This is a genomic window from Mucilaginibacter sp. Mucisp86 (assembly GCF_047324315.1).
Lineage (GTDB): Bacteria > Bacteroidota > Bacteroidia > Sphingobacteriales > Sphingobacteriaceae > Mucilaginibacter.
In genome coordinates this window covers 53,362-71,779 of sequence record NZ_CP168503.1, presented here as the reverse complement: position 1 = coordinate 71,779, position 18,418 = coordinate 53,362, and the positions used below count along the sequence as shown (strand labels likewise).

Annotated in this window: 10 protein-coding genes; 7 read left to right on the top strand and 3 right to left on the bottom strand. The window is 43.0% G+C overall.

Going from position 1 to position 18,418, the window contains the following annotated elements:
- The 3 genes from ACEN9X_RS00215 to ACEN9X_RS00205 all read right to left on the bottom strand — a co-directional run bounded on the left by ACEN9X_RS00215 (position 1) and on the right by ACEN9X_RS00205 (position 4,180).
- A complete protein-coding gene (locus ACEN9X_RS00215; RefSeq protein ID WP_413668488.1) occupies positions 1–1,860 on the bottom strand; it encodes a DNA topoisomerase 3 in 1,860 nt (619 codons plus the stop codon).
- A 127-nt stretch (positions 1,861–1,987) separates the two neighbouring features.
- Positions 1,988–3,073, bottom strand: coding sequence for a phosphotransferase enzyme family protein (locus tag ACEN9X_RS00210; RefSeq protein WP_413668487.1), 1,086 nt, complete (start codon positions 3,071–3,073; stop codon positions 1,988–1,990).
- An 81-nt stretch (positions 3,074–3,154) separates the two neighbouring features.
- Positions 3,155–4,180, bottom strand: a complete 1,026-nt coding sequence (locus ACEN9X_RS00205) for a LacI family DNA-binding transcriptional regulator (protein WP_413668486.1) — start codon at positions 4,178–4,180, stop codon at positions 3,155–3,157.
- Positions 4,181–4,582: 402 nt separating this feature from the next.
- On the opposite strand from ACEN9X_RS00205, the gene ACEN9X_RS00200 reads away from it, so the two are divergent.
- From ACEN9X_RS00200 to ACEN9X_RS00170, 7 genes are all read left to right on the top strand, one after another.
- Positions 4,583–5,923 carry a DUF3472 domain-containing protein gene (locus ACEN9X_RS00200; protein ID WP_413668485.1) on the top strand — a complete coding sequence of 447 codons (1,341 nt, stop codon included), beginning with the start codon at positions 4,583–4,585 and terminating at the stop codon, positions 5,921–5,923.
- A 24-nt stretch (positions 5,924–5,947) separates the two neighbouring features.
- Entirely contained in the window at positions 5,948–7,297 is a 1,350-nt protein-coding gene (locus ACEN9X_RS00195) for a Gfo/Idh/MocA family protein (protein ID WP_413668484.1), read from the top strand.
- 724 nt (positions 7,298–8,021) lie between these two features.
- Entirely contained in the window at positions 8,022–11,132 is a 3,111-nt protein-coding gene (locus tag ACEN9X_RS00190) for a SusC/RagA family TonB-linked outer membrane protein (protein WP_413668483.1), read from the top strand.
- A gap of 39 nt (positions 11,133–11,171) precedes the next feature.
- Positions 11,172–12,692 (top strand): RagB/SusD family nutrient uptake outer membrane protein, encoded by a 1,521-nt coding sequence (locus ACEN9X_RS00185; RefSeq protein WP_413668482.1) that lies wholly within the window; start codon positions 11,172–11,174, stop codon positions 12,690–12,692.
- A 223-nt stretch (positions 12,693–12,915) separates the two neighbouring features.
- A complete protein-coding gene (locus tag ACEN9X_RS00180; protein ID WP_413668481.1) occupies positions 12,916–14,181 on the top strand; it encodes an aryl-sulfate sulfotransferase in 1,266 nt (421 codons plus the stop codon).
- A 10-nt stretch (positions 14,182–14,191) separates the two neighbouring features.
- The gene (locus tag ACEN9X_RS00175) at positions 14,192–15,208 is read left to right on the top strand and encodes a c-type cytochrome (RefSeq protein WP_413668480.1); all 1,017 of its coding nucleotides are present in this window, start codon (positions 14,192–14,194) and stop codon (positions 15,206–15,208) included.
- Between the two features lie 223 nt (positions 15,209–15,431).
- On the top strand, positions 15,432–18,413 hold the full coding sequence (locus ACEN9X_RS00170; RefSeq protein WP_413668479.1) for a glycoside hydrolase domain-containing protein: 2,982 nt from the start codon (positions 15,432–15,434) through the stop codon (positions 18,411–18,413).
- The last annotated feature ends 5 nt before the right edge of the window (positions 18,414–18,418 follow it).

Here is an 18,418-nt window from a genome sequence, read left to right as displayed (position 1 = left end):
TTATGCGGTTGCTTTAGTTTCAGAGGTTTGTGCAGTTGGAATTTTTAATGATTTTCCCTGCGCCAGCAGTTCGGAAGTAATGGCGCGCGTGTAAGTTTTAATCTCATTCTGAAAATCAGTGACAGATGCACCTGAACGAATCTCTTCCAAACGTTTTTCCCATGTTCCTGTAAGTTCGGCCTGGGCTATCTGTTGGTTTTTTACTACCTCATAAACGGCAATACCAGTGGGAGTAGGCACCAGGTTTTTCTTTTCCCTGATGATATAATTGCGTTTTAGCAGGGTTTCAATGATGGCTGCCCTTGTTGCCGGCGTACCCAAACCGCTGTCTTTCATGGCATAGCGAAGTTCTTCATCGTCAATTTCTTTGCCTGCTGTTTCCAGCGCCTTCAGTAAGGTAGCCTCGTTATACAACGGTCGGGGTTTGGTTTGCTTTTCGAGGAGGGCTTTGGCTGTTATGGGCAGGTTTTCACCCTGGGTTACTTTTGGTAGCGTGGCGTTTTCTTCGTCTTTTTTATCGTCTTCTTTATCGTTGAACACAGAACGCCAACCTGCAGTATGGATCACCGTACCACTGGCGTTGAACTTTGCGCCAGATTGTACCACAATTTTGGTTACCTCTTTAATACAATCCTGATGAAATGCTTCCAGCATTCTGCCTGCTACCATATCATAAACAGCCTGCTGATCGGGTGAAAGCTGGTGCGGGTTTTCGCCGGTAGTGAGTACGGCGTGGTGATCGGTTACTTTTTTAGCATTTACACTTCGTTTATTCAATGTGGCACTGCCCAGTGCAATGGCCTGTTTGCCAAAAAGCGGGTGCTGTTCCAGTTTTGCAATTAGTGCCGGCACACCTGCAAAAACGTCATCGCCTATATAGCGGCTGCCGGTACGCGGATAGGTAACCAACTTATTTTCGTACAGGTTTTGGAGGATGGTAAGGGTTTGGTCGGCAGTAAAGCCTTTACGTTTGTTGGCCTCCTGTTGAAGACTGCTCAAATCATGCAATAGCGGAGGTGGTTCTTTACGCGGTTTTGCTTCCACCTGTAAAATGTGGCCGCCTTGCGGAAAGCCGCCCTCAACATCCTGTACCTGGTCAAGCACAGCTTGCGCTTCTTCCTTTGTTTTATAATTTTCGGAAGATATGGCTTTAAATACCTGCCCGTCTTTATCGGGATGAATACTTACCTGGTAAAATGTTTCGGGTACAAAGTTTTTATTTTCAAGATACCGCGAACAGATCATGGCAAGGGTAGGGGTTTGCACCCTGCCCAGGGACAGTACGGCACCACGAATCCCCGATGAAAGGCTTAGTGCCTGCGTGGCGTTCATCCCCACTAACCAATCTGACTGCGACCGGCAGTGAGCCGAATTGAAGAGTGTGTCATAATCACTGCCTGGTTTCAGGTTGCGAAAACCTTCTTTTATAGCCTCATCAGTTTGGGATGAGATCCAAAGTCTTTTAAAAGGCTTTTTGCACTTTAAATAATAGTAAATGTAACGAAAGATGAGTTCTCCCTCGCGCCCGGCATCCGTTGCAACAATGATCTCAGTGGCTTCGTCAAATAGTTTTTGAATAGTATCCAGTTGTTTTTTTACCGAAGGATCATCTATCAGTCCATCTTTGGTTTTTACCTTACGGATAGAAAGTTTAAACTTTGGAGGCAGCATAGGCAGGTGCTGAACGCTCCAGCCATAATAACCATATTCCTGCGGTGCAGCAAGCTGTAACAGGTGACCGAAAGCCCAGGTAAAGGTGAAACCTTTGCCTTCAATATAGCCATCCTTTTTGGTGGTTGCTCCAAAAACTTTTGCAATTTCCCTGGCTACAGATGGTTTTTCGGCTATAATTACTTTCATAAATCCTGCTCTCTCAACGTTGATTCATACCAACGCGCGCTGATACGGGCGTCGAAAGTATGAATTTAGTGATGGCGGTGCAAGGTTTGTTGGTAACATTATGCCACCCGGCTCGCCGGATAGTATTTTAAATATCGTTAGTGACAGCCAGTAATTCTTTATCAACGCCTGCAATTATTTCTTTGAATGCGGGTTCGGCATAGATATAACCCTCAAGCAGTTTAAACTGGTTTTTAGCGCGAATTAAATTATGGCCTTCGTATTGTGCCCCGTAGTAAACATCATTATTTAAAAAATCGGTTAAAAAGCGGAGCCCTTGCATATAGATCATCAGTTTACCCGAAAAAATGAAGTATTGCTTTTCGGTTTCGGTAAGAATACTCCCCATTTCGCTCATGTACCCTTTATATATAGCCTTAAAGAAATCGGTTCTGATTACAATCTTATCCAAATCTTTTTCTTCCTCGTTAGCCGGTGATAAATAGGTGCGCATCATATCGCCAACGTCACTTAAGTAATAACCAGGCATTACTGTATCCAAGTCAACAAGGCAAAGCGCATTTTGATCTTGATCGAACAATACATTGTTTATTTTGGTATCGTGATGGATTACGCGTAGCTTAATTTCCTCGTTTGCAGTAAACTGGTTATAGGTATGCAGTATTTCTACATAGCCGCGGGCTTTTTTTATTTCGTTGGATGCTTGTTTTAGTTTTTCATCGGATGCTGTTTGAAGTGCTTGTTCAAACTGCTCAGAGCGTAATTTCAGGTTATGAAAATCGGTAAGCGTGTATTCAAGTTTGCTGATATCAAAATGGTTTAACAGCCTGGTAAAACGGCCAAATTGTACGGCGGCACTATAAGCTTCTTTAGTGTCCTGCAAAAAATTTACCGTATGCGAACCTTCAATAAAGGGAAACAACCTGTAATACTTGCCATCAGCAGCTTGAATGATGGACTTCCCTGTTTGGCTTTTTAACGGTGCTACAAAAAGGTATTGAGGATTGGTTTCATCAAGGTATTGTTTTATCAGTACCAGGTTATTGTCGATATGATTGGGGTGTTTGAAAACAGAATCGTTGATTTGCTGAAGGATGTAAGCCTGGTTAATACTACTTATTTTATAAGTATGGTTTATCAAACCCGAGCCAAAAGGCTGGATATCATGTTCAGAAACGTTTAATCCAAAATTTATAAGGATATCATTAAACATATTATAGGTATTAACTCATCAAACATAGCTAATTGAAAAGCGATAGCCATGCGCAAACGTTTGAGTGTTTTTTGTTTGGATTTATTTTTTGTTTTCAACCAGTTGCGATTCAATGATAACCTTATAAAAGGCGCTTGGTTCATTGCTTCCGGTATCCTGGTGATGCAGGAGGTCCATCAGTATATCGGTTGCTTTTTGCCCCTGTAAATAAGGAAATTGTTCAACCGAGGCAGCAGGAATATTCTCCATATAATGGATAAGCGGTAAATTGGCATAACTTACAAACTCAAGATCTTTATTGATCCTGATGTTTAATTTAGTTGCATGTTTAATAGCAAAAAGCGCCACATAATCATTAAACGTTACTATTGCGGTTGGTTTGCGTTTGCTGGCTAATAATTCATCCAATGCTTTTTTTGTTCCTTCTTCGGTCAAATCGCACGAAACTATAAGCGAAGGGTCATACTTAAGCCTGTTTTTGGTCATGGCTTTGATGTAACCTTCTTTACGTTCGCCGGTGGCAACCATGGTTTGCGGCCCGTTGATCATACCAATTGCGCGGTGACCCTTTTTTAAAAGATAGCTAACTGCTTCGATAGTGCCGATTTCCATGTTGCAAGCCACATAATGGATATTAGGGATAGACGGGATCCTGTCGAAGTAAACTACAGGGATATTATATTTCTTTAAGTTTTCAAAGTGTTGATAGGATGAGGTGTTTTTCCCCACCGATACAAGCAGCCCATCAACCCGGTGATTTTTCATTTTTTCAACCAGTTGCTTTTCTTTTTGCTCATCGTCATGTGATTGTGCCAGCAGTACCGTATAATTTTTTTTGTAGGCAGTGTCTTCAATAGCACTTATCGCCGATGAGAAAAAGGCTTCCGAGAGCTCGGGTAAAATAACACCGATGGTAAGTGTTTTGCCTTTTTGCAAAAAAATGGCAGTTTGATTAGGCTCATAATTTAATTCGCCGGCCAGTTTCTTAACTTTTGCCCTCGTGGTTAGCCCTATGCTTGGATGGTCATGCAGGGCCCTTGACACAGTGGACACTGAGATGCCTAATATTTGCGCTATCTCTTTTATAGTAGTTGGCTTTGTTTGCATTAATGATGAGCTAATGTTGTTTTTATAGTTAAAGTTAAGCGATTATTATCAAATTATGGCCGTTTTGGGCTCAATTGCAAACGTTTGCGTTGCGTTTTGCGTTTATGATAACTAATTTATAAACCTTACTCAGCTGTTATTGGTGAGATTTGAATATCGGCCTTTCCGCATTTGAAATCATCTGTTTTAATCACAGATGCACCTGGCTGTGATGAAGATTCTGAACAAATAAAGGCTACTGAAGTGATGCTTGCCTCCATTTTTTGAAAAGGAAGTTATATGTAGTAAATGCCTGCTAATCAATTAATGCCAATAAAAGGATAATTATGGCCATTTTTCAAACGTTTGCGTTGAAAATTGCACGGTTTATTTTTTATTAAAGCCATTAATGCGATTACATTTATGAAACCGTACCAGCTTGATAAGCCAATGATTAAGAAAACGACCATATTTTATCTCTCGCTATTATTTATTACGATCAGTAGCAAATTTGCTATCGCGCAAAACACACGTATCGACGTAAGCAAATTGCGTCATATAATTCCGCTTGGCGGCAACGCCTGGGTAAGTGCGCCAGATACAATTACTGATGAAGGCTTAATTGGTCTGAAAAGCCCAAAATCAACTGCTGATATTTATTTCAGACTTAGCGTTCCGCAGGATATTCAGCTTGCGCTGGTGGTACGGGTTCCGCAAGGTAGTAGTGCGTTACAACTATCAACAGGGAAAAATACGTTCACTAAAAAACTAAGCAACACTACATTTGATACCATAAGCATCGGAAAGGTACATATTACCAACCCCGGCTATATAAAGGTAAGTTTAAAAGGGATCAACAAAACCGGTGCTGTTTATGCAGATGTATCTGACCTGGTAGTTACCCTGCAAAAAACGGATAGCGATATTGCTTATGTTACAAAAGGCAGCTCGTTTCATTTTGGCAGGAGGGGCCCGTCGGTGCATTTACGTTATCCTGTGGCTGCAGATAAGGAGAATAAAGTAAAATGGTTTTATAATGAGATCATAGTACCCAAAGGACAGGACGTAATAGGTTCATACTTTATGGCCGATGGTTTTGGCGAGGGATATTTCGGTATGCAGGTAAATTCGGCAACCGAACGCCGTGTATTATTTTCGGTATGGAGCCCCTTTAATACCGAAGATCCTAAAAGCATACCCGATAGCATGCGTATTAAACTTGTTAAACACGGCAGTAATGTACACATCGGCGAGTTTGGCAATGAAGGATCTGGCGGCCAAAGCTATATGCGCTTTCCCTGGAAAGCCGGGCAAGCCTACGCCTTTTTGCTTGGTGCCGAGCCGGATAATGCAAAACATACAACTACTTATACTGCATACTTTAAAGATGTAGCTGCAGATAAATGGTTTCTGGTAGCGAGCTTTACCCGCCCGCAAAAGGCCACTTACTTAACACATTTGTATTCGTTTGTGGAAAATTTTGAACCCGAAAACGGTGATAAGATCCGCAAGGCTTTTTTTACCAACCAGTGGATAGGAGACAGCGAAAATAACTGGCTGGAGCTTACGCATGCTATTTATACCGGCGATGCTACGGCTAATGCCAACTATCGTAAGGATTATGCAGGAGGAAAAGAAGGCGATAAGTTCTTCCTTCAGAATGGCGGTTTCTTTAATAATTATGTCCCGCTTAAAACTCCCTACGATCGCAGCGCAACAAAGCAAAAACCTTTAATTGAATTTGAAAAACTCCCTAATAAATAAGCCCCAAAAACCTCAAAATTATATATGGAAAGAAGACAATTTTTGAAAACCAGCGCAATAGCGGCAGCCGGTTTTAGCATTTTACCTTCGGGAAGCCTGTTTGCTTCGGCTCCTGCAAAAGTCCGTTTAGGTTACATTGGCGTAGGTGCCCGTGGTATGAGCCATATTGCCGAAGGCTTGCTTCGTGATGATGTGGAGATCGTAGCCATTTGCGATACGCAGGAAAGTTCACTGAAAATTTGCCGCGAATACATCGCCAAAAAAGGCCATGCGCCCGTAAAGGAATACACCGGCGGACTGGATGCCTACAAAAAACTGCTTGATCATAAAGATATCGATGCGGTAATTATTGCTACGCCGTGGCAGTTTCACCATTCGCAGGCCATTGATGCCATGAAAGCCGGTAAATACGTAGGTTGCGAGGTGATTGCAGGTCTTACGGTAGAAGATCATTGGGATATTGTGCGTACATCTGAAAAAACAGGGATGCCGTACATGACGCTCGAGAACGTTTGCTATCGTCGTGATGTGATGGCTGCTTTGAACATGGCACGCCAGGATCTGTTTGGCGAAATCCTGCATTTGGAAGGCGGATATCAGCACAATTTAAGAGGTGTATTATTCAATGACGGCAAGCATTATTACGGAGGCGGCGTTGAGTTTGGCCCTAAAGCTTTGAGCGAAGCGCAATGGCGAACGCAATTCAATATTGATGTGGATGGCGATATCTACCCAACACATGGCGCTGGTCCGTGTATGCACTATGCCAATATCAATGCCGGTAACCGTTTTACCAACCTGGTGTCATTCAGTTCAAAAGCCCGCGGTTTGGCGGCCTATGTAGAGGAACTATCTCCGGGCCACCCGAATGCTAAGATCAATTATAAAAACGGTGATGTTACTACCACCATGATCAACTGCGCCAATGGCGAGACCGTAATGCTGAGCCATGACACTCACCTGCCTCGCCCGTATTCATTAGGCTTCAGGGTGCAGGGTACTAAAGGTTTGTGGATGGATGTAAACCAAAGCGTGTACATCGACCATAAATCAAAGGAAGACGATTCATGGGACCCTGCAAAAGAATGGTTTGATAAATATGACCACCCGCTTTGGAAAAAATACGAAAAGTTTGCCGAAGGCGCCGGTCACGGAGGTATGGACTGGTTTGTGTTTAACGCTTTCGTAGAGTCGGTTAAGCAAAAACGTCAAACACCTATTGATGTTTATGACTCTGTTACCATGAGTGTAATTACACCTTTATCAACCAGATCATTAAAAGAAGGTAACGCCAGTGTGGAGTTCCCTGATTTTACCAAAGGCAAATGGAAGGAGCGTAAAAATACCTTCGCGCTTGATGATAGCGGCTTTTAATTATCGTTTATATTTTTTGCATGTTCTATGTTTAGCCTGGCCAAAATCCGGGCTTTACTTTTTTAACGTAATAGCCAAAATACATGTCATTGAGTAACCACCAGGGAATCCCTGAGAAAAACCATGGTGACGCGTAAAATATATTTTAAGGATGTTGCGCGGGGGCCGCGAGGGATTGCAGTGAAAAGCCCGCAGCGAGCGCTGGGTTTGTGCGCGGGCAAGGCGAGGACTTGTAACGGAAAGCCCGGGCCGAAGGCAACGCCCATGTTATAAAAATCGATCAAAAAACATGCTTAATAATCAATAACTTACGATTGCGTCATTATAAGCCAACGTGGCAATCGCACGGAAGCAGGCCGCTCTGTATAGCATGCGATTGCCACGCTGCGCTCGCAATGACATAATTTTTTTTCAACCTGCTCATAATCAAATTCTTTGATCGTTAGCCCTAAATACGCCGATTGCGTAAAATTAATTCCTGATTCCTCATAATAAAGGCTTGTTTAACACTTCTAATAACCTCAATTATTGCCAATTATCACCGCAAATTACTTTGAGTCAAACGTTTGCGTAGGCTTGTTTTAGGTCAAAGCAAACGTTTGCGCTGTGTTTGGAGGGGCGATTTTTTGCTTTCAAAATCCGGTATCTCTAATTTCCAATATTCAAAAACAGGGCTAAATCGCAACAGAAAACTAACAATTAATTAATACTAACACCACCACGTATGATTAAAATTTACTCAAACCCCGATCAGGGCTTCAGCAAACACATTTATTTAAGGAGGCAGATCAACGGCCTTTTTAAATTGATGTGCTGTTGCCTGCTACTATTATTGCCGGTACTTGCCAATGCGCAAACAGTAATCAACGGTAGCGTAAAAGATAAAGACGGTCCGGTAATTGGCGCTACCGTTACCCAAAAAGGTGCTAAAAATACCACTACAACTGATGTTAATGGTAAGTTTAAAATTACATTAAAAGGTAATTCAACAATATTGGTTGTTTCTTATGTAGGGTATAAACCACAGGAAGTATCAATTAGCGGTTCCTCTGACGTAACTATTACTTTGCAGGAAGACCTCAACAAACTGAATGAAGTAGTAGTAGTAGGTTACGGTACCGTTAAAAAAGGCGACCTTACCGGGTCCATCAGTTCAATCAAAAGTGATAACCTCACGCTTGGCGGTACTACATCTAACATCGGCCAGGCTATTCAGGGTAAAGCAGCCGGTGTACAGGTACAACAGGCCAGCTTTGCGCCAGGCTCTGGAATCAATATCACCGTAAGGGGTGGTAACTCCATCAATACTTCTACAGCGCCGCTGTATGTGGTTGACGGTTTCATTAGTGAAGCCGGTAGCCAGGTAAACCCTAACGATATTGAAGACATCCAGGTGCTGAAAGATGCATCTGCAACTGCCATCTATGGTTCAAGAGGTGGTAATGGTGTTGTTTTGATCACTACCAAAAAAGGAAAAAATGGTAAAGTATCTTTAGATGCTGATATATCTGGCGGTACGCAATATTTAACATATAAGCCCAACCTGTTAACCGGTCAGCAGTATACTGATATCCAAAATGCTACCGCTCTTGAAGATGGCAAGCCTCAACCTTATCCATCAAGTTTCCAGGTGGCCAATACCAACTGGTTAAAACTGGCAACCCGCAATGCTACAGTTCAAAATCAAAGCCTCAGCTTAAGCGCAGGCGACCAGAACTCAAAATTATATATCGCCGGTAACCACATTAAACAGGTAGGTGTACTGCAACATACCGGTTTTGAAAGGTATACCGCAAGAATAGGCGCCGAAAAAACGGTGAATGAAAACATTAAAATCAGCGGTAACTTCTATGGTGCAAATTCAACCTCAACTTTACAATCATACTCAGGCGATATCACCGCACCTTTGTTTAGCTTATTGACTGCACCACCAAACGTGGCACCTTATAATGCTGATGGCACATACAATTATTACGTTACCCAGGGTACCAAAACCAACGCATTAGCAGGTTTGCTGGAGCCAACAAATAACAGTGGCAATAAATTGATCAATGCCAATGTTGGTTTGGATTATAAGATCATCAATGGGTTAACTTACCATCTTACAGCTGGTACGGAGTTTAATCAAACCACTACAGGCCAATACCTGCCATCAACAACAATTGCAGGCGCAAAACAGGGTGGTGTGGCAGCAGAGCAGATCTATTCAAACTTCAGGTGGATTGCTGAAAACTATTTGACTTATAAGTTCAATATTAAAAAAGACCACGATTTTACTGTATTGTTAGGTACGTCAAACCAAAAAGATGTTGCCGAATCATTACTTTCCGGCGCAAAAGGTTTTTCAACTGATGCGTTCCTTTATTATAATTTAAATGCAGGATCATTAAGTAATGGTTACGGAAGCAGCAAAGCGGAGGCTTTTCTTACCTCGTACTTCACAAGGTTAAATTATGCCTATAAGGATAAGATCCTTGCGTCATTCTCTTATCGTGATGACCGCTCATCGCAGTTTGGTTCAAACAAGCGTTCTGGCTTTTTCCCGGCTGGTGCTGTGGCTTATAAATTAACTGATGAAGATTTTGTAAAAGATCTGAATACTTTTTCTAATTTAAAAGCCCGTGTCAGCTACGGTGTTACCGGTAACGACCGTATCCCTGCAAGTTTATATCTTGCAACGTTTGGGCCCTACAGCACAGTGCTTAACGGAAGCGGCCAGCTACAACCAGGTATCGAGCCCAAAAATCTTGCAAACCCTAACCTGCAATGGGAGGCAACAAGACAATTGGATATTGGTTTAGATATGGGCTTTGCTAATGGCCGTATCAACGCAAGTATCGATTATTACAGTAAAAAAACTACCGACCTGCTTATCCAGGTACCGATTGGGGCACAATGGGGCGCTACTAATGGAACACAATGGATCAATGGCGGTGCTATCCAAAACAGGGGTATTGAGCTTTCGGTAAATACCAGCAACCTGCGCAGCAAAGACCTGTCATGGAATACTACAGTGACATTTGCTTACAACAAACAAAAGGCGTTAGATTTAGGTCCGGGGGTTACAATAATAAGCACTAATACCGCCAACCCAAGCGGTACCGTTTCGGGCCAGGAGTTTACAAGGGTTGTACCAGGTATTGAGCTTGGTGAGCTGTATGGGTATGTATACCAGGGTGTTATAAAAACAGGGGGAAGCTATGCCCCGCAACCAAATTCAAAAGCAGGCGACCCTAAATACAAAGATGTTAATGGCGATGGTGTAATTACTCCGGCCGACCGTACTTACCTGGGCAACTCAAACCCACATTACATGGCCGGTTTTGGTAACGATTTTCATTACAAAGGCATCGATCTGGGTATATTTTTCCAGGGAGCATTTGATTACTACCTGTACAATATGAACAACATGGTATTGGAATCAACAACCGGAGCAGCTGCATTGAACAGGTTTGTTGCAGGTAAAAACGAAAATACATCTATCCCGCGTGAAGGTTATTACCTGAGCACCTATGGTAGCTACGTAAACTCACGTTTTGTTGAAAATGCCTCTTATGTGCGTTTGAAATCGCTTACGCTGGCATACAACTTCCCGGCCTCGTTATTTCAAAATATGAAAATTTTACAAGGCATCAGGATTTATGCCGAAGCGCAAAACCTGTGGACCATTACCGGTTATAAAGGTACCGACCCGGAAGCAAACGTACATGCCGATGACACTGGCGCACACCCTGGCCAGGTTCCGATCCGGTCTGCTCTTGGAGGTGGTTTAGATTTTAACTCCTTCCCGGCATTTAAAACGGTAACGTTCGGTATTAAGGCATCTATCCATTAATGAATTATCCATTTAAGGGATCAACAAAATTTAAATCAAATGAAAAAATATAATATTCTACTCCTTGCAGCTACGGTTATTACACAATTTTCGTGTAACAAATCCAGCCTTGAACCTAAAATATACAGTAGCTTAACAAGCCAAAATGCATTTCTTACCAAGTCTGACGCTATTGCGGCCGTGAACGCGGTTTATGCCCGTCTGAAAGGTCCGTCTGTTGGTGATAACTTCGACTATTGGACAGTAAGGCACTTCGCCCTTACCGATTTAACCACCGATGTAGGCCACTGTAGCTACGCTGGCGACCCTGGGCAATTATCACTGGTGCAGTGGAACTCGGCCAATGGTTTGATAGCTGAGGATTACAAGCAGATCTATAAGCTGGTAGCCAATGCCAATAACGCTATCTACAATATCGGGGGAATGAAGAGTATCACAGATGCTCAGAAAAATCAGTTTTTAGCCGAAATGAAATTTTTACGTGCAATTGCTTATTCTGATCTTACCGACGCCTGGGGGCCGGTGATCTTGAATACCGAAAAAGATGTAGCCAATCCTGATTATAAGGCCCAGACTGCGCCAAGTCCTGTTGCGGATGTTGATGCGCTGATGATCAGCGATCTGCAAAATGCAATCAATGTGCTGCCTACAGATTATACCAAAAGCGATATCTATACAACCAATGATGTTGGCCGCGCTACCAAGGGGGCAGCGATGTTCCTGCTGGCCAAAATCTATCTGCGTGAGCACCAATGGCAAAAGGCTGCTGATTTGACTAAACAGGTAATAGATTTAGGAATTTACCAGTTATATCCAACCTACGAGGGTTTGTTTAAAGAATCTAATACATGGTGCTCTGAAAATATCTTTTCGGTATTAAGCGATGCTAATGTTAATGGAACAGAGTTATTGAACCACTTTGGTCCGCTGAGCCATCCGGTGTTAACCGACAGGTGGCAATACTATGCTGTAACTTGGGATTTTTACAACAGCTACGGCGATGAGGACGATCGCAAGAAAATGTTCTTTACTCAATACCAGGGTGTTGACGGGCTGACGCACAAACAAGCTCCTTCGCAGGGCGCTACCGCTCCGGATGGCGTATTATATATGCCGGACGTTGCAACCATGAAGTATGCCGATCCAAACGGTGCTAACACTTACTATGATGGTCATAGTGTTGATGTTTTACGCTATGCAGATGTATTATTGAGCCGCGCCGAAGCTTTAAACGAGTTAGGCGGGCCAACTGCCGAGGCTGTTTCATTGGTAAACCAGGTTAAAGGCAGGGCACACGCCAAGTTATTGGTACAAGCTAACCTTACCCAGGCAACTTTCCGCGATGCTTTATTACAGGAACGTGGCTGGGAGCTGTATTATGAAGGCAAAAGAAGGGCCGACCTGAAACGTTTTGGAAAATATGATGTGGTCGTGAATGCTTACTTAAAACGTATTGGCCAAACCAATACCGTACAGTTGCCGCGCGACGAGTATTTCCCGTATCCGCTTAACCAGGTTAACATTAACCCTAACCTGAATAATTCGGGCAGACAACAATAAGCATACAATTCAAATATTGGTAAAGAATATATAGCTTGTAAAAGGTTGTATATTCTTTACTGTTTAACCGGTATTACAAAATTTAGTGATGAAGCATTGGTTTAAAGTCTTAGCGGCGGGGTTATTAGTTTCAATCATCTGTGGTTGTTCGGGCGGTAACTTGGTAAAAGAAATTCATATAGGTTTGTACAACAACAACGAGTTAAAGATTAAGCTTGATGTTATGACCAGCAAGCCTGTTGATCTGTACGCCGAATACTGGATAGAAGGTAAGCAGCCGGTAAAATACCGGTCGACCACCACCGGCAACGGCACATCGTATAAGCTTGTACTCTGCAATATTTTGCCTGATACCACTTACTCATATCATATCGTAACTGTAGATGGTGGCGATACGGTTGTGAGCAAACCCCATACCTTTAAATCGCACCAGTTACCACTGTTTTTGCAGGAGCAATTTAATGCAAAAGTTGCCGCGAAAGCCACCTTGCCAGCACAGTTCAATGATGGTTTAATGCTTATCAATAAACGTTATGCGCCCGGTGTGGCGTTTTTGGTTGATGCTAAAGGACAGATCAGGTGGTACCACATGATTGATAGGCTGGGATTTAAGGTGATCAACTTTACAAAGGATAAAACCTTGCTTTCTATTTTAGGCCGCAACGACGAACCTACAAGTTACGGCAGCGAGATTTTGGAGATCAATATGCTGGGCGATACTTTGCTCCACCTCACCAAAGGGCAGGGCGATTTTAAACAAACCATTCATCACGAAATATTGAAGAACGATAAAGGCCAGCTGGTAACCATTTTTGTTGATAAAAAAATCATGGATCTCACATCAGTTGGTGGCGGCAAGCAGGATACTGTTAACGGCGATGGCATTATGGTGATGGATAAAACAGGTAAACAGCTTTATAAGTGGAGTGTGTTTGATGTAATGGATCCGCTGAAAGATCCTAAGATCCTGAAAACTAAGAAAGACTGGATGCATGCCAACAGCCTTAACTATGATGTTGATGGTAACTACCTGATGTCGTTTTATAACAACGGGCAGATCTGGAAGATAGATTCGCATAATGGTAAAGTAATTTACAAGTTTGGTAAGGGTGGCACGATTGCTATGCCTGCCGACTGCAACTTTACCCAAGCCCACGCCGCCCACATTAATAAGCAGGGAAACCTTATGTTTTTTGATAACGGGGTGGAGAAACACCAGTCGGGCGTGTATGCAATGAAAATTGATGAGAAAGCCCAGACCTCAGCCATCGCCATGCATATCAAATTGCCTAAAGAAATTTTTAACGGCAGGATGGGCAGCGCTTACATGATCAATGATACAACTACGCTGGTATGCTGCTCAAAAAGGCACATTGTGGTGCTGGCAAACAATAAAGGCGTTTTACAATGGACGATGGAAACATCGGTACCCACTTACCGTGCCGGTTTTATCAAATACGAACAACTTGATCCATTTTTAAAACCATAGATCATTAAAAATGAAAAAGAAATATCAATATATAACTTTCCTGTTGCTATTATTTGCTTTGGCTAACGCGACGCAATTAGTATCATGCAGCGGCAGCAGGGCCGAAGAGGCGGATAAAGTTGATTCGGCAGCCGTGAATAACTTGGTTGCTGTGGATACCTCCAAAATGCCCGGCGGTAAATACGGTGATGCGGTGCGTTATGGCCGCGAACTGATGTTGCATACCGCATACTATATTGGCCCCGAAGGGGTTAACGGCCATTACACCGGCAATAAAATGAACTGCACCAATTGCCACCGCGATGCAGGCACAAGGCCATACGCTTTTAATCTGGTAAGGTCATTTCGTGATTATCCACAGTATAGGGCAAGAGAGGGCAGGATTTTATCTTTGGCCGAGCGCATCAACAATTGTGTAATGCGCCCTAACCTGGGCAAACCGCTGCCATTGGATGGCAAAGAGATGATCTCGATCATGGCTTACCTGAAGTTTTTGAGCGATTCGTCAAATGTTTCTAAAACCACGAAAGGTTTAAAAAACATGGAGGTCGAGCTGCCGGATGTAGCGGCTTCATCAGACAGGGGCGAGGTTCTGTACGCTCAAAATTGTGAGCGATGCCATGCTAAAAACGGCGAAGGTAAAATGCGTTTTGATAATGTAAGCTATGAATATCCGCCGGTATGGGGATTATTGGCCTATCGTCCGGGTTCAAGTATGCACCGTGTGGTTAAATTAGCGCAATGGTTAAAGGGTAACATGCCTTATGATAAAACCGCCGAAGGCAAACCGTTCCTGACCGATGCCCAGGCGCTTGATATTGCAGCTTTTGTAAACGACGATAAAAAACACAAACGTCCGTTGCCTAAAACCACCAAAGAGGTTGATTATCCGCATTACGAAGAAAAAGCGATTGATTATGATAAAGGGCCTTTTAAAGATCCTTTTTCAGAAGAACAGCATAAATATGGGCCATATAAACCGATAATTGACTATTGGGAAGGAAAGGGGATTACTCCGGCTATTTAAAATAAGTGACCGTTCGATTGGTTGCACGGATGCAGAAAGCGTGGGATAGCGCGATTCCCTCCCTTGGGAGAGTGTAGGGAGGGGTTTCTACGATAGGCTTATTTTAGTTTGCATAGCGCAAAACCCCTCCCCGCCACCGCGCGGTCCGAACGCACCCCTCCCAGGGGAGGGAATAAAAAATCTTCCAAAAAGATATTATAAAAAGACTGACTAAGTTTATTTCATGAAAAAACAATTTTTAGCTATCACTTTTCTTTTAACCGGCTTCGCGGCATCGGCACAAAAAGTACCTTATACCAATTGCGAAAAATGCTGGCTGGCCGATTCATTAGGCAACCATCGTGTGGTATTAACTTTTAACGGCACAGGTAAAGTGGCTAAAGCCGTGATCAATTGGAGACGCAGGGATAATGAGCCCGAAAACAAGCGGATCATTATTGAGGATGCTAAAACCAAACAAAAAATTACTAACGTAAAAATCGGCTTAATAAACCGTGAAAGCGGCGAGCTGTATTTTGAGCCAACATCGGGCAAGGGCGCTTATTTTGTGTATTACATGCCTTATAAAAATGAGGGGCGCTCAAACTATCCTAAAGGTGTTTACCTTAAACCAGAAAATACAGCTTCGATTGAATGGCTTAATACCATAAATGGTAAAGCTCCTTTAGCTTCGGTAAAAGAATTTCAGTCGATAGATGCTTTTAACAGTTTTTATCCGATGGAGGTAATTGCTACCAAAGCAGAGACTGAGGCATTGCTGAACAAACATAAGTCTGAAGCATTTTTGGTTTTTCCGGAAGACAGAATGAATTCCATCCGAATGACCAAAGATCTGCCGCAACGCTGGATAGAGTTTGGTCCACGGACCACATATACTGGTGAAGCTGCCCGCGGAGAAAACTTTGCATTTCAGCTTGGTATTTATGCGTTGCAGAATATCGAAAATGTGCAGGTAACATTCAGTGACCTTAAATCAGCCACTGGTAAGGTTATTCCGGCTTCGGCACTGTTTTGCATCAATACCGGAGGTACTACATACGATGCTAAACCGCTTACTAAAGTAGTAAACGTAACCAAAGGTGATATCCAGGCCTTATGGTGCGGAATTGATGTGCCCGCGGCCATTTTACCTTCAGTTTATACAGGTAAAGCCACAATCAGCATTGGCGGAAAGCCGACAAAAACAATTGCTTTATCTATAAAAGTAACTACCAAAGTATCGAAAGACGGCGGTGTAAGCGAGCCTTATAAAATGACTCGCCTTGGTTGGTTAAACTCAACCATGGCACAGCAAAATACCGTTATTGCACCGTATACCCCGCTTGAGGTAAATGGTAATACAGTAAGTCTGTTAGGCCGTAAAGTAGAAGTAAACAAGGATGGTTTCCCAAAACAGATCCAAACTTATTTTACCCCTGAAATGACGGAGTATGCCGCAGCTCCGAATAACCTGCTTACAGAAGGTATCCACTTTCATTTTATTGACGCCGCCGGGAAAAAGATAAACCTGAAAAGCCAGGGTGTGCAATTCACCAGAAAAGAAGCAGGTACTGTGCAGTGGACGGCAGTAAGCGCCAATGATAGCCTGCAGATGGACGTAATTGCTTCATTAGAATTTGATGGTTTCATGGCTTACACGGTAAAGGTAAAAGCCTTGCATGACGTTAGCCTGAAAGATATTACCATGCACATTCCTTTTAAAAAGGATTTTGCCAAATACATGATGGGCCTTGGCCAAAAAGGCGGCTACCGTCCCGAAAACTTTGAATGGAAGTGGGATGTAGCCCATAAAAACCAGGATGGCGCCTGGATAGGGAATGTGAACGGTGGTTTGCAGTATTCATTAAGAGATGAAAAATATGTTCGTCCGCTGAATACCAATTTTTATCTGCAAAAACCTTTATTGCTGCCTACCTCATGGGGCAATGATAATAAAGGTGGCATTAAAGTGGCCTTTGATGGTAAAGCGGTGCTGGCTAATAACTACAGCGGCGAGCGTGATCTGAAAAAAGGGGATGAGCTGTATTATAACTTTACCCTGCTGGTAACGCCTTTCCATACTATCAATACCGATTTTCAGTGGGCTACGAGGTTCTATCATTCATACAAACCTATTGATACTATCAAAAGTGCAGGTGCAACGCTTATCAATATCCACCATGCCACGGCTATAAATCCTACTATTAATTATCCTTTCATCGCCTGGCAAAAAATGAAAGCCTATGATGATTCGGCACATGCGGCGGGGCTAAAGGTGAAGATCTACAATACCATCCGTGAGCTATCAAATCATGCATACGAAACATTTGCTTTACGCAGTTTGGGGCATGAAATTTATTCGCCGGGTAAGGGCGGAGGTTTTAGCTGGTTGCAGGAGCATGTGGGAGATGATTACATAGCTGCATGGTTTGTACCCGAGATTAAAGACGCGGCCATCATTAACAGCGGCATGAACCGCTGGCATAACTACTATGTAGAGGGAATGAACTGGCTAACCCAAAACATAGGTATCGACGGTATTTACCTGGACGATGTGGCTTTTGACCGTGTTACCATGAAACGCATCAAACGCGTACTGACCAAAGATGGTCACCCGGGGATTATTGATCTGCACTCTGCTAATCAATACAATAAAAGCGATGGGTTTAATAACAGCGCCAACCTGTACATGGAGCATTTTCCTTACCTCAACCGTTTGTGGTTTGGCGAGTATTTCGACTACGAAAAAAACGATCCTGATTTCTTCCTGACCGAAGTAAGCGGTATACCGTTTGGTTTAATGGGGGAGATGCTGCAAGGCGGAGGTAATAAATGGCGTGGTATGGTTTACGGGATGACCAACCGTATGCCATGGAGCGATGGTGCCGATCCGCGCCCGATTTGGAAAGCCTGGGATAATTTTGGCATGAAAGGCACAAAAATGATTGGTTACTGGGTTGATGATAATCCGGTGAAAACCGATAAGGTCAAAGTGATAGCAACTGTTTACCAAAAGAATGGTGCGGCAATGGTAGCCGTTGCCAGTTGGGAAGATGCTGATACCGATTTTCAATTAAATATCGACTGGAAAAAATTGGGCGTCGATCCTGCCAAAGCAACTATTACTGCTCCCGAAATTAAAAGCTTTCAGCCGGGCAAAACATTTGGCTTGAATGACAGGATTCCGGTTGAAAAAGGTAAAGGCTGGCTGTTGATCATTAAATAACACGG

What these genes read in the sequence shown, in the direction of transcription:
- ACEN9X_RS00215 (WP_413668488.1), bottom strand. Translation starts at nt 1,860, where the DNA reads ATGAAAGTAATTATAGCCGAAAAACCATCTGTAGCCAGGGAAATTGCA.
- ACEN9X_RS00210 (WP_413668487.1), bottom strand. Translation starts at nt 3,073, where the DNA reads ATGTTTAATGATATCCTTATAAATTTTGGATTAAACGTTTCTGAACAT.
- ACEN9X_RS00205 (WP_413668486.1), bottom strand. Translation starts at nt 4,180, where the DNA reads ATGCAAACAAAGCCAACTACTATAAAAGAGATAGCGCAAATATTAGGC.
- ACEN9X_RS00200 (WP_413668485.1), top strand. Translation starts at nt 4,583, where the DNA reads ATGAAACCGTACCAGCTTGATAAGCCAATGATTAAGAAAACGACCATA.
- ACEN9X_RS00195 (WP_413668484.1), top strand. Translation starts at nt 5,948, where the DNA reads ATGGAAAGAAGACAATTTTTGAAAACCAGCGCAATAGCGGCAGCCGGT.
- ACEN9X_RS00190 (WP_413668483.1), top strand. Translation starts at nt 8,022, where the DNA reads ATGATTAAAATTTACTCAAACCCCGATCAGGGCTTCAGCAAACACATT.
- ACEN9X_RS00185 (WP_413668482.1), top strand. Translation starts at nt 11,172, where the DNA reads ATGAAAAAATATAATATTCTACTCCTTGCAGCTACGGTTATTACACAA.
- ACEN9X_RS00180 (WP_413668481.1), top strand. Translation starts at nt 12,916, where the DNA reads ATGACCAGCAAGCCTGTTGATCTGTACGCCGAATACTGGATAGAAGGT.
- ACEN9X_RS00175 (WP_413668480.1), top strand. Translation starts at nt 14,192, where the DNA reads ATGAAAAAGAAATATCAATATATAACTTTCCTGTTGCTATTATTTGCT.
- ACEN9X_RS00170 (WP_413668479.1), top strand. Translation starts at nt 15,432, where the DNA reads ATGAAAAAACAATTTTTAGCTATCACTTTTCTTTTAACCGGCTTCGCG.